Consider the following 14,020-nt stretch of genomic DNA (forward strand, 5'->3'; position numbering starts at 1 on the left):
GTCTAACCCGAAGGGGGCGGTGTGTGCGCCACACTGCCGCTTGAACTGACTTCAGTCCGGCCGACTCCAGGCGGCGCCGAGGCGGGCCGCGCCGGTCCTGAGCTGCTCGACCTTCAGGTGAGCGAAGCCGAGCAGCACGGCGGGCGGGTGCCGGTCCTGAGCGAGGGGGGCCACAGCACCGACGGCGACGCCGTGAATGGCCGCGCGGTTCAGGGCGCGGTCCTCGGTCCATGCCGGTGGGAGCGGCAGGTAGAGGTGCAGTCCGCCGGGCGCCGGGTGGGGCGTCCAGCCGGGCAGGTGCGTGGCGAGTTCGTGCGTGAGCACGTCGCGGCGGTGCGTGAGGGTCGCGCGGGCGCGGCGCAGGTGGCGGCTGTACGCGCCGCTGGCGAGCACGTCCGCGAGGGCCAGGGCGTCCAGGCGGCCCGGCACGCGGTCGGTGAGGGGCCGGGTGGCGGCCAGGACGCGCACGACGTCGGGCGGGGCGACCAGGAAGCCGCTGCGGGTGACGGGCGCGAGGCTCTTGCTGAACGAGCCGAGCAGGATCACGCGGTCGGGTGCGACGCCCTGCAGGACGGCGGGTGGGCGTGCGGCGTGGTACAGGTCGGCGGCGTAGTCGTCTTCCAGGATGAACGCGCCGCCGCGGCGCGCCCAGGTGATCAGCGCCTGCCGCCGCGTGGCGGGCAGCGCGGCGCCTGTGGGGTACTGGCAGCCGGGCGTGACGTACAGCAGGGTGGCCTGTGCGGGCAGCCGGTCCGGCCGGACGCCCTGATCGTCCACGGGGACGGGCTGCACCTGCGCGCCGGTGGCGGCCAGCGCGGCGCGCGCGCCGGGGTAGGTGGGGTCCTCGACGGCGGCGACCCGGCCCGGTTCGAGGAAGACGCGGGCCAGGGCGTCCAGCGCGCCCTGCGTCCCGCCGGTCAGGAGGATCATGTCGGGCGTGACCTGCGCGCCGCGTTCGGCGTTCAGGTGCGCGGCCAGCGCGCGGCGGGTCTCCAGGGGGCCGAGGGGATCGTCGGGCTGTCCGGCGCGCAGGGCCTGTGCGGCGCGGCGGGCCAGGGCCTGCGTCCACGCGGCTTCCGGGTACAGGTCCGGGACGGGCTGGCCGACGCGGAAATCCACGAGGTACTCGCCACCCGCGTCCTCGATCTGTCCGGCCAGGGCACGCTGGGCCCAGGCGCTCAGGGGCAACGTCGTGGTCGCGGGTGGGGGCGGCGCGTGGGCGGGGACGCTGACGCGGGTGCCGCTGCGGCCCTGCGCCTGCACGTACCCCTCCAGTTCCAGCTGCGCCAGGGCGTCCACCAGGGTGTTGCGCGCCACGCCCAGGTGCTCGGCGAGGCGGCGGTGCCCGGGCAGTCGGGTGCCTTCGGGCAGCAGGCCGCGCGTGATCGCGGTGCGCAGCGTGCGGGTGACCTGCGCGTGGCGGGTTTCGCCGGGCTGCGCCGGCGGGAGGGTCAGGGCGTCCAGCCAGCCGGGCGCTGAGTGGTCCGGGCTCAGCGGAATTCCCGTTCCAGCCACGCGCGCTGCCCGCCCTCGGCCTCCAGGGCCTGCCCGGCGGTGTCCAGGAAGCGGTCGCGGGCCGCCTGCGCCTGCTCGGGGGTGAGGCCGTGCGCGGCGGGGTCACGCAGCAGCTTGCGCAGCAGCGGGAACACGGGCACGCCCGCGTGCAGCGTGCCGTTCACGGTCACGTCGGCGGGCCATTTCAGCAGCCAGTCCAGCGCGTAAGGGGCGGGTTCCAGCACGCACCCGCCGGGGTACGGGATGCGGCCGGGGGTGGGGAAGGTCACGGCGTCGGTCATGCCCCCAGCATGCGCCGCGCGGGGCGGCGTGAACAGCGGGTGCGGCGTGAACAGCGGGTGCGGCAACCATCCGGGCCGCACGTGCGTACGGTGAGGTATGTCACTCGGACCTCTTGAACTCGTGATGCTGCTTGTGGCCACCCTCTTTATCGCTCTGCTGGTGGCGCTGCCGCTGATGTGGTTGATGCGCGGCGCCCGGAAACGCGCTGCACTTCAACGGCAGGTGGATGATCTGCGCGACCGCCTGGATCACCTCGAACGGCCCTGAAGGCAAGGGAAGGCGGCGGGCCTCTCCCCCATCTCGGAGTGACCCGCCGCCCCTCGTGCCGGGTTCAGCCGACGGCGGGCGAGGTTTCCAGCGCGCTGAGGACGGCGCGGGTGAAGGTCTGCGTGTCGGCCCTGCCGCCCAGGTCGCGGGTGGGGTGTTCGCGCAGGGCCAGGGCGACGGCGCGGTCGATCTGGTTGGCGCCCTCGGGGCGTTTGAGGCCGTGGCGCAGGAGCATCCCGGCGCTCATGATCGCGGCGGCGGGGTTCGCGACGCCCTTCCCGGCGATGTCGGGGGCGCTGCCGTGGATGGGTTCGAACAGGCCCGCGCCGTCCCCCAGGCTGGCGCTGGGCATCAGGCCGAGGCTGCCGGGAATGACGGCGGCGAGGTCGCTGAGGATGTCGCCGAAGAGGTTCTCGGTGACGATCACGTCGTAGCGGCTGGGGTCGGACACGATCAGCATGGCGACGCTGTCAACGTACTCGTGGTTCAGGTGGATGCCGCGGTACTCGCGGTCGCGCAGGGCGGTGACGTCGCGGCGCCACAGTTCGCTGACTTCCAGCACGTTGGCCTTGTCCACGCTGGTCACGCGGCCCTTGCGCTGCTCGGCGGCCCAGAAGGCCACGCGGGCGACGCGTTCGACCTCGGGGGTGGTGTAGCGCATGGTGTTGTACGCGGTGTCCCCGTCGATCTTGCGGTCCCCGTCGAAGTACACGCCGCCCAGCAGTTCACGCACGATCAGGATGTCCACGCCGCGCGCCAGTTCCGCCTTCAGCGGCGAGAGGTGCTCCAGGCCGGGCTGCACGCGCACGGGGCGCAGGTTCGCATAACACCCCAGCGCCTTGCGCAGCGCGAGCAGGCCGCTCTCGGGGCGCAGGTGCCGGGGCAGGAGGTTCCAGGCGCTGTCCTGCGCGCCGCCCACCGTGCCCAGCAGCACCGCGTCGGCGTCTTTCAGGGCGTCGCGGGTGACCTGCGGGAACGGGTCGCCGTGCGTGTCGTAGGCGATCCCACCGATCAGGTGCTCCTCGATGGTGACGTCGGGCGCGACCTCGCGCAGGACGGCGACGGCGGCGGCGGTGACCTCGGGGCCGATCCCGTCGCCGGGCAGGGTGACGATCTTAGGCATGCTGTTCCTCCTGTCCGGGGTGGCCGTGACCGGCCTGAGTGGAGTGGGCGTTCAGGGTCTCGGCTTCCAGCGCCGCCTGATCGTTCGCCTTCATGTACTCCAGCCAGCCCCCGGCCTTCTGAACGTCCAGCGCGAACTGCGGAACGGGCACGAACGTCAGGCTCTGCCCGGTGCGGGTGTTCGTGATCGTGCCGCCCGTCAGGTCCAGGTCGGCCGGATCGCCGTCCTGGAAGGCTTCCACGATGCCGTCGCATTCCAGTGCCAGGAAGCCGTTGTTGATGCTGTTGCGGTAGTAGATCCGCGCGAAGTTCGGGGCGATCACGGCCGCCACACCCGCGCCGCGCAGCGCCCAGACGGCGTGCTCGCGGCTGCTGCCGCACCCGAAGTCCGCGCCGGCCACGATGATGTCGCCGGGCTGCACGCGCCGCACGAAGTCCCTGTCGTAGTCCTCCATGGCGTACTTCGCGAGTTCGCTCTCCACGTCGGTGGTCAGGTGGCGGGCGGGAATGATCTCGTCAGTGTTGATGTGATCACGGGCAAACACGTGCACTTTAGGCATGGTGACCTCCGGGAGTGGGGGGCGACCCCAGGATCGGGTCGCCGGACGTGAGTGAGTTATGGAGCAGGGCCACGGCGACCGCGCCCAGGACGGACAGGCCGAAGCCCAGCCAGGGCCAGCCGCGCAGGTGGCCGCGCAGGATCATGGTCAGACCCAGGATCAGGCTCAGGACCGTGACGGCGGCCCAGACCAGCAGGGCGTAGGGAAAGGGCAGATGCGCCCAGAGGGGCATCTCGCGGAAGGTGTACAGCGCCAGGATCACGCCGAGCAGCAGCGGTCCCCACGCGGAGGTGAGCGGCGCGCGCCTTCCCTGACCCGGAACCCGGCACGCCATCCAGAGCGCGAACAGCGCGGCTCCGGTGATGAACAGGCCGGGCAGGTCCATGTCAGTTCAGCCCGCCGGGATGGGCGACGGCGCTGAGTTCCTCGGGGAGTTCCTCGTCGTACAGGTCGCGCCACGACTGACCGTCGAAGGTCACCTCGGATTCCATGAAGGTCTGCGCGAGGGGGTCCGGGTCGGTCAGGGCGTCGAGGGGAATGTCGAGGCGCACGGCGGTCGGGACGGGCAGGTCGGTACCGTCAGGGATCACGAGTTCCTCGGCGTACACGTTCTCCAGCATCTGCCGGGTCCACCTGGCCCAGTCGTCGGGGGTGCCGGCGCCGGTCGTGTCGCGCAGTTCGGTGCGCAGGCGATCGGCGTGCTCGTCGGGAATCTCGTTCTCGTCCCATTCGACGCGGCCGTCGGCGTACACGGTGACGGGCACGGTCTCCAGGTCGAAGATGTCGGCGAGTTCGGCGGGCAGGCCGCCCTCGAAGGTCTGACCGTCCGCGTACGACACCCATTCCTCGCCGTCCAGGGAGTAGGCGGCGCTGCCCTCCTGCGGGACGACCTCGATGTTGCCGAGGACCGCGAAGGCGCGGCTGAACGGCGTCTGCAGGGGCGAGGGCTGGGTGAGGTCGAACACGATGCGCTTGGCGACCGGGCTCTCGTCCCCGGCGTCCGGGGCGAGTTCGCGGTGGATCTCCAGCCACTCGGCGTCGGTTTCACCGTGGTACTCGCGGGCGAGTTCCTCGATGGCTTCGAGCAGCTCGGCGGGTGGTTCGGGGTCGATGTCGGTGCGGCCCTCGCGGTACTGCTCGACGGTCAGCGAGGCGACGGTCTCGCCGGTCAGGCGCGCGGCGGGGTGGTTCAGGAGGCGGCGCACGGCGACGTTCGGGTCGGCGTTCGCGGGGAAGGTCTCCCAGCGCTGCCCGTCGAACGAGTGCTGCACGCCGCGCAGGCGGACGTGCCCGCCGTCCACGCGGATGTCACCCTCGTGCGGCTGCCCGCCGGTCGTGAGTTCCCCCGCGACGTGCCGGTGCGGCGCGACCGGCAGGGCGGCGACGTCCTCGGCGGTGGTCAGCGTGCCGTCCACCCGGCCGTGCAGGACGAGCTGCGTGCGGAACTGGCTGTCCCACGCGGCGCCGTACGGCAGCGCGAGGCGCAGGGCCTGTTCGATCTTCCCGCGCAGCGCGGCGTCGTCGGGCGCCTGCGTGAACGTCAGCGTGCCGTCGGCGTCCAGTTGCGCGTCGAAGGGATGGACGGTGGGCATCAGACCCAGTTGTTTGCGGCGTTTCGCTTCACCCATGGTGCCCCCAGCTTACTCGCGGGACGCGAGCAGCAGCCCTCCGAAGCCCAGCATCAGGGTGCCCGCCACGCGGTCCACGGCCCGGCGGGCGCGCAGGTAGGCGCGCTGCATGGGCGCGGTGGACATGCCCGCAGCGACCAGCGCGAACCAGCCCACGCTGAGGCCCACGATCACGGCGAAGGCCGCGAGTTTCAGCCCGGTGCCCGCGTGCGCGCCGAGCACGCCGCTGAACACGCTGCCGAAGAACACGGCGGCCTTGGGGTTGCTGATGTTTGTCAGGAACCCGGCGCGCAGCGCGGCGAGGTCGCTCAGTGGCGCCTGGATGGGCGCGGCCTGCGCGTCCGGCCGGGCGCTGCTGCGCCAGAGGTTCACGCCCATCCACAGCAGGTACATGCCGCCCGCGACCTTGACGGCGCCGTGAATCCACGGGAACGCCTGGAACAGCAGTCCGATGCCCAGCAGCGCCAGCGCCGCCCAGCACGCGATGCCCAGCACGACGCCCAGTCCGGCCAGCAGCGCCGCGCGGCGGGTACGGGCCAGGGCGGTCTGGCTGACGAGCAGCACGTCCGGGCCTGGGATCACGAGCACCACCGTGTGAATGGCCGCGACGGCCAGCAGAATGTTCAGATCCACGCTTCTCTCCTCCCCTTGACTTCGGGTCGCGGCCGGTCAGTCGGCGGCGTTGATGGTGTCGTTGTACGCGCGCGGGTCGCTGATGAAGCCCGCGACGGCGCTCGCGGCGACGGTGGCCGGACTGGCGAGGTAGATCTGCGCACTGGGATCGCCCATGCGGCCCACGAAGTTGCGGTTAGAGGAGCTGATGCACACGTCGTCCGGCCCCAGAACCCCGGAGTGCATGCCCAGGCACGCGCCGCAACTGGGGTAGCTGACGCTCGCCCCGGCGTCCACGAAGGTCTCCAGCAGGCCCTCCTGCGCGGCCTGTTTCCAGATGGCCTGCGTGGCGGGCACGACGATCATCTGCACGCCCTCGGCGACCTTGCGGCCCTTGAGGATGCGGGCCACGTCGCGCAGGTCGCTGATGCGGCCGTTCGTGCAACTGCCCACGTACGCGTGCGACACGGCAATGCGGTCGCTGCCCGCCACGCGGCCGTTGCTGGGAATGTGCGGGTACGCGACGGTCGGTTCGACCTGCGAGGCGTCCACCTCGACGATCACCTTGAAGCTGGCGTCCGCGTCGGACTGGTACTCGGTGTACGCGTCGGGCGTGACGCCGCGGGCGCTCATGTACGCGCGGGTGGTGTCGTCCACGGCGACGATCCCGGTCTTCCCGCCGGCCTCGATGGCCATGTTCGTCAGGGTGAAGCGGCCCTCCATGTCGAGGTTATCGATGTAGTCCCCGACCCACTCCATGACCATGTAGTTCGCGCCGTCCGCGCCGATGCGCTTGATGACCTCCAGCACGATGTCCTTGGGCGTCACGCCCGGCTGGGCCTGCCCGGTCACGCGGATCAGCATGGTCTCGGGCACCTTGAACCACACCTTCCCAGCGTAGATGGCGCCCGCGAGGTCGGTGCTGCCCACGCCGGTCGCGAAGGTACCCAGCGCGCCCGCGTTGCAGGTGTGACTGTCGCCGCTGACGAGCGTCTGGCCGGGTTTCATCAGGCCGGTGTTCTCCAGCACGACGTGCGCGATGCCGCCGCGCCCCACGTCGAAGAAGTGCTTGATGCCCTTCTCGTGCACCCAGCTCTTGAGTTTCTGGTACATCTTCGCGGCCTTGATGTTCATGGCGGGCACCGAGTGGTCGGGCACCGCGACGATCTGGTCGGGGTTGAACACCTGATCCATGCCGCGTTCCTCGAGCATGCGCAGCGCGGCGGGCGTGGTGATCTCATGGCACAGCACCCAGTCGGTGCGGCACTCGATCAGCTGGCCCGGGACGACGTGGTCGTGCCCGCTGTGCGCGGCGAGGATCTTCTCTGCAATCGTCATTCCCATGATGAAACCTCCCCAGGAAAGACACGCCCCCGGTCGCTGCTCGCTTCCGGGGGCGTGTGGATGAACGCTGGGCTGCGCTCAACGCCCCCAACGAAGAAGAAGCACCGCAGTGGGCGCGTTCCGGCGTCGTGGTGGGTTGAACATGCCCGGAGTCTACGGGAGTGCCGGTGCAGGCGGGGCGCAGGTGTGTAGACGGGCGCGGCGGGCGCTGTCAGATCCTGACAGGACCGCGCGAACCGGCACCTCAAGACGCCCCGCCACCGGACGGGCGGAAAAGGCCCTGCGGGACGCGTCCGGAGTCACCTCTTCCCCCCTGACGTGAGGGCAGGCGGGCGGCGCGGTCCGGGACGGTGAACGCCGTGTGGGCGCACGCCGATCAGCCGATCATCACTTTGGCGTATGAATCCGGTCAGGGCCGCTGCGTATGCTGATGGCATGAATGTCACCCGTCACTTCAGCGATACGCGGACGGAAGAGGGCCGCGTGAGAATTCTCGTGCAGGCCACCCAGTTCATGCTGGAGGCCGAAGGGCCGGGCTGGCATCATCGCAGCGTCCATGCAGACCTGGGCGACGTCACGCTGGAACTGGCGTGGCTGCCGGGTGTGGGGGCGCGCCTGTACGGCGAGGTCATGGAGGACGTCGCCCGGCAGGTGCAACTGGACGGTTCCGCGCCGGAGTGCGGTGGAACCGACCTGCCCGGCGCGGCGTGACCCCTGGACCTCTCCTGAATTGAACGGCCCCGCCTGTGCCCGGCGGGGCCGTTCGCTGCCCGGCGCTCTACTCGACGAACCAGATGACGAACCGCGCGTCGTTCCCCTGCCCTTCCAGCGCGTACGCGAACGCGGCCCAGGCGAGCACGCGGGCGTGGTGCGCTTCGGGCAGGTGCGCGGTCAGCGTGGCGAGATCGGCGGCGCTCAGGACGGTGCGGCCGGTGATCTCGCCGTCCTCGAACAGGGCCTCGGCGCTGACCTGGACGCTCAGGTCGTCCGGGTGGCCCAGGTCGTGCAGGTGCGCGGCGTGCAGGGCGCCGAGCAGGTCGCCGGGCGGGTCGAGCAGGAAGCGGGCCTCGCCGGTCCACTCGGCGGGCTCCTGGGTGTGGGGTCGGGTCTCGCAGAAGATGGTGGTCAGGGTCGGCACGGCGGGCGTCCTCGGGGCGCAGGTGCAGCAGAGCACGCGGGCATGAGGGCCGGGGGAGGTGGGATGGCCTGCGTGCTCATGTTGACGCTCGGTGGGGCTGGGCGCTGTTCGTGACAGAGGCGCTCGTACTCTCCCAGCACGTCCAGCGCTGACGGAAAGGCGGCGGCCCGGCCTCTCATACGGGATTAAATTGACTTGCTTCCAACGTGATTGCCTTCCGTTGTCCCCTCTCCCCCTGTGGGAGAGGGAGGGACTCGCAGAGCTGCGCAGCAGTGGAGCGAAGCGACGGAAGGGTGAGGGGGCCACCGGGCGACTCCGGATGATGTGGAATCACTTGAATCCCGTATCACGTGAGGAGCCGGGCCGCGTGGGGACGGGTCAGCCCGCGGAGCCGACGGCGCGGTTCCCCTCGGGGTTCGCGTCGGCGCGGTTCAGGATGGCCTGCGCGTCGGGCCGCTCGATGATCTGGAAGCGGCTGTTGCGGATGGCGGGCGTGAATCCGGCGTCCACGGCGATGCGGACCAGTTCGCGGACGGTCGCCTGGTGGCGGTCATGTCCGGCGGCGGCCGAGACGACGTTCTCCTCCAGCATGGTGGAGCCGAGGTCGTTGGCGCCGTAGTACAGCGCGGCCTGCCCGACCTTGAAGCCCTGCGCGGGCCAGGACGCCTGGATGTTGGGGATGTTGTCCAGCGCGATGCGGGCAATGGCGAGCTGCTGGAGGTACTCGTGCGCGGTCGCGCCGGGCGCCTTGCCGTGCAGGCGGGTGTGTTCGGTCTGCAGGGTCCACATGGCGAAGCCGGAGAAGCCGTTGCCGTCGTAGTCGCGGTTCGCCTTGTCCTGCTGCTCGCGGATCTTCAGGAGGTGGTTGGCGCGCTGCGCGTAGGTCTCGCCGAAGCCGATGACCATGGTGGCGATGGTGTACAGGCCCTTGCGCTGCGCGGCGTCGATGATGCGGAACCAGTCCTCGCTGCGGATGCGCGCGGGGGCAGCCTTGGCCCGCACGTCGTCCTCCAGGATCTCCCCCCCGGCGCCGGGCAGTCCGTCGAGGCCCGCCTCGATCAGCGTGTCGAGCAGCTCGTCGAGGCTCAGGCCGAAGGTCTTCTCCATGAACAGCACTTCTTCCGGGGAGAAGGCGTCGATGCGGATGGTGGGGTGGTTGGCCTTGACGTGCCGCAGCAGGCCCGTGTAGTAGTCCAGGCCCAGGTCGGGGTTCACGCCGCCCTGCAGCAGGATGCGGGTGCCGCCGACCGCTTCGAGTTCGCGGATCTTGTGGCTGATCTGCTCGTAGTCCAGGGTGTAGCTGTCTTTCTGGCGGCGGGTGCGGTAGAAGGCGCAGAAGTTGCAGCCGACGTTGCAGATGTTCGTGTAGTTGATGTTCCGGTCGATCAGGAACGTGACGGTGTCCGGGTCGCGCCGCGCGAGGCGCAGGTGGTGGGCGACGGCGGCCACGTCCGGGAGGGGCTGGTGGTACAGCGCCTCGATCTCGGCGTGGGTCAGGCGGTCGCCGCGTGCGGCGCGGGGCAGCAGGTCGCCCGCTGCGGGGGTGGGGCGGGTGCGGTCATGTCCGGAGCGTAGCACCGCGCCCGGCGGGCATTGGTCTCCCCTTTCACCGAACCGGCGGGAGGGGTGCCGGAGCATGAAACGCGCCGGGCCGCGGGATCACCCCAGGCCCGGCGCGACGTCTCCCCTACGCTCAGGGGTGCCCGATGGGGGCGCGCAGGCGGCCCGGTCCGGCGAACGCCACGGCGAGGCTGGCAGCGAGCAGCACGAGCGGGAATTCCAGGCCGCCCGGGTTGAAGAACCCGGCTTTCAGGTGCACCAGCGCGATGGCGACGAGCATGTTCACAGCGAGAAGCACCCCGGCGGCGCGGCTGTACACACCCAGGATCAGCAGCAGGCCGCCCAGCAGTTCGACGGTGGCGACCACGGGGGCGCTGATGCCGGGGACGGGCACGCCCATCTGCGTGAAGGCCTGGGTGGTACCGGGCAGGGTGTACGTGAAGAACTTCTGCGCGCCGTGCATGACGAACACCAAGCCGGTGGCGAGGCGCAGCAGCAGCAGGGCGAGGTCGGGGTTCAGGGCGGGCGCGATGCGGGTGGTCATGGGGTGTCCTCCGGTGAGGTGACCGCGGTGAGCAGGCTGATCAGGTCGCGCAGTTGCGTGTCGGTCAGGTGCGCGAACTGCCGGGCGTGCAGGTCGGTCAGGGGTGGGTCGAGGCGGGTCAGCAGGTCGCGTCCGGCGTCGGTGAGGCGGGTGGCGACGATGCGGCGGTCGGGGCGGTCGCGGTCGCGGGTGACCAGTCCGGCCTTCTGGAGGCGGTCGAGGAGGCGGGTGACGTCGGGGTCGTGGTCGAGGAGGCGGTCGCTGATCTCGCTGCAGGTCAGGCCGCCGTCTGCGGCGCCGCGCAGGATGCGCAGGACGTTGAACTGCGGGGCGCTGAGGCCGTGGTCGCGAAACAGGTCGGCGCCCTGGCGTTGCTGGTGCAGCGCGAGGCGTTGCAGGGCGAGGTAGGCGCGGTGCTGCAGGCTGCCGGGCGCGCCGGGGGTGGGGGTGTCGGGCATGGGTTCAGGGTAGCGGTCCGGACGTGTCCGGTCGGCGCTGGACATAAATTAATCGTTGCAACGACATTCTGTCAAACGACTTACTGAAGCCGAACGCATGCAGGGTCTGCCTGCCTGAACCTGCAAGATCAGGCGAACGAGCCGGATGGAGCCCCCCGAACACCATCGCGCGACCACATCCGCGGGTCCTGTGCCTGAAGACAAGGTCTGGCACCAGAGAGAAACGACTCGCCTCCGACGTGGTCGCGTTCCGTTGTCCCCTCTGCCCCAGAAGGGTGTGAACGACGGAAGGGCAATGGGGCTTTCGGGTGACTCCGGATGAACTGGAATCACCCCGGCCATCAGATCCGCGGAGGCGCCGCCCTGCCCAGGCGGGCGAGCAGTCTGCAGCCAAGCGGCGTGCAGCGGAGGGGGCGGGACGCTTCCTGCTCTGCGTCCCGCCCCCCTGCCTCGTGCGTTACTGCTTGATGATCTGCGCGTCCTTGGGGAGCATGCGGATCGCAGCGGCGGTGACGCCACTGTTCACCTTGTAGCTGCTGACGGTCAAGTCGGCGATGGTCTTGCCGCCGCTGAGCAGCTGGATGCGGGTGGGGCGCCAGCCGGCCTCGGTGATCCAGACGCGGCTGCTGTCGCTGCCGCCGGTCTTGGGCGTGGCTTCCAGCTGGTACACGCGCTTCCCGGCCGTACCGGTCGTGCCGATCAGCTTGACGTTGTAGCGGGCGAGCATGCTGGCGGTGTTCGTCAGTTGCGTGAAGTCCAGGCCCAGCCCGGCCTGCTGCGCGGCCTTCTGGGCGCTGGTGACGGTGATCTGGTTGGTGAGGTACATGTACTGCCGGATCTCGGTCTTGTCGGCGACGATGACGTTGTCGGCCAGGGCGTCGGGCGCCATGAACTGCACGCGGGCGAGGCTCTGGGCGGGGATGGCCTTGACGGTCAGGTCGATCTTCTGCGCGGCGCTGTCGAAGCTGGCGTTGCCGCTGAGGCGGAAGGAGACGTCCCTGGCGGCCTTCTGGGCGGCGTCCACCTTGTTCACGATGTCCTGCGCGGACTGCGCGCCCGCGACGCTCAGGAGGCCCGCGAGGAGGGTCAGGGTCAGTCGTTTGCTCATGCGTGGCAGTATCCCGCGCGCCCTCATGAGAAGGGAAGCGCGGGGCTGACGGAAGGTTTAACGTCGCGCCAGGACGGGATTTATCGTCACAATCCGGTCAGGTCCGGGCCGGGCGATCCAGGGTCGACTGAGGGTCCGAAGAAGGCGGGCGGTTCAGGGGCGGGCAAGGTCGAAACTGTACCCGACCTTCACGCCGAAGCCCAGCGCGCCGTCGCGCCCGCGCCCACCGGCGACGTCCACGTTCACGGCGCCGCTCCCGGCGGGCACACTGGCGTTCACGCCGACCCGCAGGGGGGACGCGGCGGCCCGCCAGGGTTCGTACGCGGCGTAGGCACGCAGGGTGCTGCCCTCGCCCAGCAGGTCCGGGGCGGCGACGCTGCCGCCCACGCCCCAGGTGATGTGGCCGTTCAGGGTGTTCGGGCGGCTACGCCAGTCGCTGACGCCCAGCAGCCCGTCGAGGTTCAGGGTGACGCCCGCCGGGGTGGCGTACCCGACGCCGCCCGTGACGGCCAGCAGGTCCGCGCCGCCCCGCGCCCCGGCGCGCCAGGTGACGGTCCCGGTCACCTCGGTTTCCGGGTCGGGGACGGGCGCGGGGTCACTGCCGTCCCCAGTGTCCCCGGCGTCCTCCGGTACGTCCGCCGGGTCGGGCGGCACGACGCGGGTCAGGGCGCGGCGGCCCTCCACGCCGAGCGTCCCGTGCGCCTGCGGGCCGAACTCGCCGCCCAGCACCGCCACCACGTCACGGTTCACGCGGTACCGGACATTCAGGTCGGCGTTCCAGCCGCTCAGGCGCAGGTCGGTGGGCGCCTCGGCGTACAGGGCGAGCGGGTCACTGCCGGTGGCGGGCAGCGTGAAGGTCGTGCCGCCGCCACTCACGGCGACCGGCCCGGCACTGGCGTTCACGCGGGTGCTCAGGCGGTACAGGCGGTTCCAGGTGACCGTCAGGTCCGTGCGGGCCGCCACGGTCGCCAGGGGCGGCAGGCTCAACCCCTGGCGGTACCCGACGCTCAGGGCGCGGGTGGACACGGCCGCGCTCAGCGTCCCGGAGGTCAGGGGGCCGCCTCCGACGCTCAGGTCGTCCACGCCCAGCCGACCCCACACCGGGAAATCCCAGGTGCCGGTGGGATTCGTGTACGACACGCCGAAGTTCAGGCTGGTGGCGTGCGCCTGGGTCAGGGCGGGGGCGGCGAGCAGGCCACCCAGCAGGGCGGCGCGCAGGGGGAAGCGGGGTGGCATACGCGGTTCAGCGTAGCAAAGAGCCGCGCGGCACCCGCAGGTGCCGGTCAGTTTCGCGTGAGCTCCGCGCGCTACCCTGCCCGCATGCGCGCCCTGCCTGCCCTGACCGCCGTCCTTCCCGCCCTGCTCCTGGGAGCCTGCGCGCCCCTGCAGCAGGTCATTCAGGTGCCGCAGGTGGAGGTTCAGGGCGTGCGCCTGACCAGCCTGACCCTGCCGGGGGGCTTCGGGCGGGCGCCCGTGGCGAACCTGACCGTGAACCTGCGCGTCACGAACCCCAACCCGCTGCCGCTGCGCGTCGCGAACCTCGCGGGGTCGCTGATCATCGACGGGGCGAACGTGGGGGACGTGAACTTCCCGAACGTCGCCCTGCCCGCGCGGGGCAGCGCCGATCAGGTGGCAGAGGTCAGCGTGCTCGTGACCCTGAACACCGCCGCGTCGTTCCTGAAGGTCGCGCGCGGGCAGCTCGTCACGTACCGGCTGGACGGAGGCTTCACCGCCGACCTCGGGCCGCTGGGCCTGCAGCCGTTCGGGCCGTTCACGCTGTCGCAGGGGCAGTGGAAGCAGGACCCGATCATCCCGTTCTGAGTGGAAGGGGCTCTGGGCTCTGAGCGCAGCACGAGCGTGCCTCCTTACGGCTCAGAGCTCA

General features: G+C 71.0%; 17 protein-coding genes. 3 read left to right on the plus strand and 14 right to left on the minus strand.

Going from position 1 to position 14,020, the window contains the following annotated elements; genetic code table 11:
- Positions 1–51: 51 nt before the first annotated feature.
- Both EXW95_RS04735 and EXW95_RS04740 read right to left on the minus strand, forming a co-directional pair.
- Positions 52–1,515, minus strand: a complete 1,464-nt coding sequence (locus tag EXW95_RS04735) for a PLP-dependent aminotransferase family protein (protein ID WP_371809908.1) — start codon at positions 1,513–1,515, stop codon at positions 52–54.
- A complete protein-coding gene (locus tag EXW95_RS04740) occupies positions 1,491–1,796 on the minus strand; it encodes a hypothetical protein (protein WP_174366490.1) in 306 nt (101 codons plus the stop codon). Before EXW95_RS04740 ends, EXW95_RS04735 begins: the two co-directional genes overlap by 25 nt.
- A gap of 97 nt (positions 1,797–1,893) precedes the next feature.
- On the opposite strand from EXW95_RS04740, the gene EXW95_RS04745 reads away from it, so the two are divergent.
- A complete protein-coding gene (locus EXW95_RS04745; RefSeq protein WP_174366491.1) occupies positions 1,894–2,064 on the plus strand; it encodes a hypothetical protein in 171 nt (56 codons plus the stop codon).
- A gap of 64 nt (positions 2,065–2,128) precedes the next feature.
- On the opposite strand, the gene leuB is transcribed toward EXW95_RS04745, so the two are convergent.
- The 6 genes from leuB to EXW95_RS04775 are packed head-to-tail and all read right to left on the minus strand — an operon-like array spanning position 2,129 to position 7,330.
- A complete protein-coding gene (gene leuB / locus EXW95_RS04750) occupies positions 2,129–3,187 on the minus strand; it encodes a 3-isopropylmalate dehydrogenase (protein WP_174366492.1) in 1,059 nt (352 codons plus the stop codon).
- Positions 3,180–3,746, minus strand: a complete 567-nt coding sequence (locus tag EXW95_RS04755; protein ID WP_174366493.1) for a 3-isopropylmalate dehydratase small subunit — start codon at positions 3,744–3,746, stop codon at positions 3,180–3,182. The genes leuB and EXW95_RS04755 overlap by 8 nt, the downstream gene beginning before the upstream one ends.
- Positions 3,739–4,131 (minus strand): hypothetical protein, encoded by a 393-nt coding sequence (locus EXW95_RS04760; RefSeq protein WP_174366494.1) that lies wholly within the window; start codon positions 4,129–4,131, stop codon positions 3,739–3,741. Before EXW95_RS04760 ends, EXW95_RS04755 begins: the two co-directional genes overlap by 8 nt.
- Position 4,132: 1 nt before the next feature.
- Entirely contained in the window at positions 4,133–5,374 is a 1,242-nt protein-coding gene (locus tag EXW95_RS04765) for a hypothetical protein (RefSeq protein ID WP_174366495.1), read from the minus strand.
- A gap of 12 nt (positions 5,375–5,386) precedes the next feature.
- Positions 5,387–6,007, minus strand: a complete 621-nt coding sequence (locus tag EXW95_RS04770; RefSeq protein ID WP_371809909.1) for a LysE family transporter — start codon at positions 6,005–6,007, stop codon at positions 5,387–5,389.
- Positions 6,008–6,043: 36 nt separating this feature from the next.
- Positions 6,044–7,330 carry a homoaconitate hydratase family protein gene (locus tag EXW95_RS04775; protein WP_174366496.1) on the minus strand — a complete coding sequence of 429 codons (1,287 nt, stop codon included), beginning with the start codon at positions 7,328–7,330 and terminating at the stop codon, positions 6,044–6,046.
- A 435-nt stretch (positions 7,331–7,765) separates the two neighbouring features.
- On the opposite strand from EXW95_RS04775, the gene EXW95_RS04780 reads away from it, so the two are divergent.
- Positions 7,766–8,041, plus strand: a complete 276-nt coding sequence (locus tag EXW95_RS04780; RefSeq protein WP_174366497.1) for a hypothetical protein — start codon at positions 7,766–7,768, stop codon at positions 8,039–8,041.
- 67 nt (positions 8,042–8,108) lie between these two features.
- Here EXW95_RS04780 and EXW95_RS04785 read toward each other — a convergent pair whose 3' ends face one another.
- The 6 genes from EXW95_RS04785 to EXW95_RS04810 form a co-directional block, all read right to left on the minus strand.
- The gene (locus tag EXW95_RS04785; RefSeq protein ID WP_174366498.1) at positions 8,109–8,468 is read right to left on the minus strand and encodes a hypothetical protein; all 360 of its coding nucleotides are present in this window, start codon (positions 8,466–8,468) and stop codon (positions 8,109–8,111) included.
- Positions 8,469–8,846: 378 nt separating this feature from the next.
- Positions 8,847–10,046, minus strand: coding sequence for a cyclic dehypoxanthinyl futalosine synthase (gene mqnC, locus EXW95_RS04790; protein WP_371809910.1), 1,200 nt, complete (start codon positions 10,044–10,046; stop codon positions 8,847–8,849).
- Between the two features lie 115 nt (positions 10,047–10,161).
- Entirely contained in the window at positions 10,162–10,572 is a 411-nt protein-coding gene (locus tag EXW95_RS04795) for a DoxX family protein (RefSeq protein WP_174366500.1), read from the minus strand.
- Positions 10,569–11,030, minus strand: coding sequence for a MarR family winged helix-turn-helix transcriptional regulator (locus tag EXW95_RS04800; protein WP_174366501.1), 462 nt, complete (start codon positions 11,028–11,030; stop codon positions 10,569–10,571). The genes EXW95_RS04795 and EXW95_RS04800 overlap by 4 nt, the downstream gene beginning before the upstream one ends.
- A gap of 457 nt (positions 11,031–11,487) precedes the next feature.
- On the minus strand, positions 11,488–12,138 hold the full coding sequence (locus EXW95_RS04805) for an outer membrane lipoprotein carrier protein LolA (protein ID WP_254605500.1): 651 nt from the start codon (positions 12,136–12,138) through the stop codon (positions 11,488–11,490).
- 153 nt (positions 12,139–12,291) lie between these two features.
- Positions 12,292–13,374 (minus strand): hypothetical protein, encoded by a 1,083-nt coding sequence (locus EXW95_RS04810; protein ID WP_174366503.1) that lies wholly within the window; start codon positions 13,372–13,374, stop codon positions 12,292–12,294.
- A gap of 84 nt (positions 13,375–13,458) precedes the next feature.
- On the opposite strand from EXW95_RS04810, the gene EXW95_RS04815 reads away from it, so the two are divergent.
- The gene (locus tag EXW95_RS04815) at positions 13,459–13,959 is read left to right on the plus strand and encodes an LEA type 2 family protein (RefSeq protein WP_174366504.1); all 501 of its coding nucleotides are present in this window, start codon (positions 13,459–13,461) and stop codon (positions 13,957–13,959) included.
- Positions 13,960–14,020 lie beyond the last annotated feature (61 nt).

Source organism: Deinococcus sp. JMULE3 (assembly GCF_013337115.1).
GTDB lineage: Bacteria > Deinococcota > Deinococci > Deinococcales > Deinococcaceae > Deinococcus.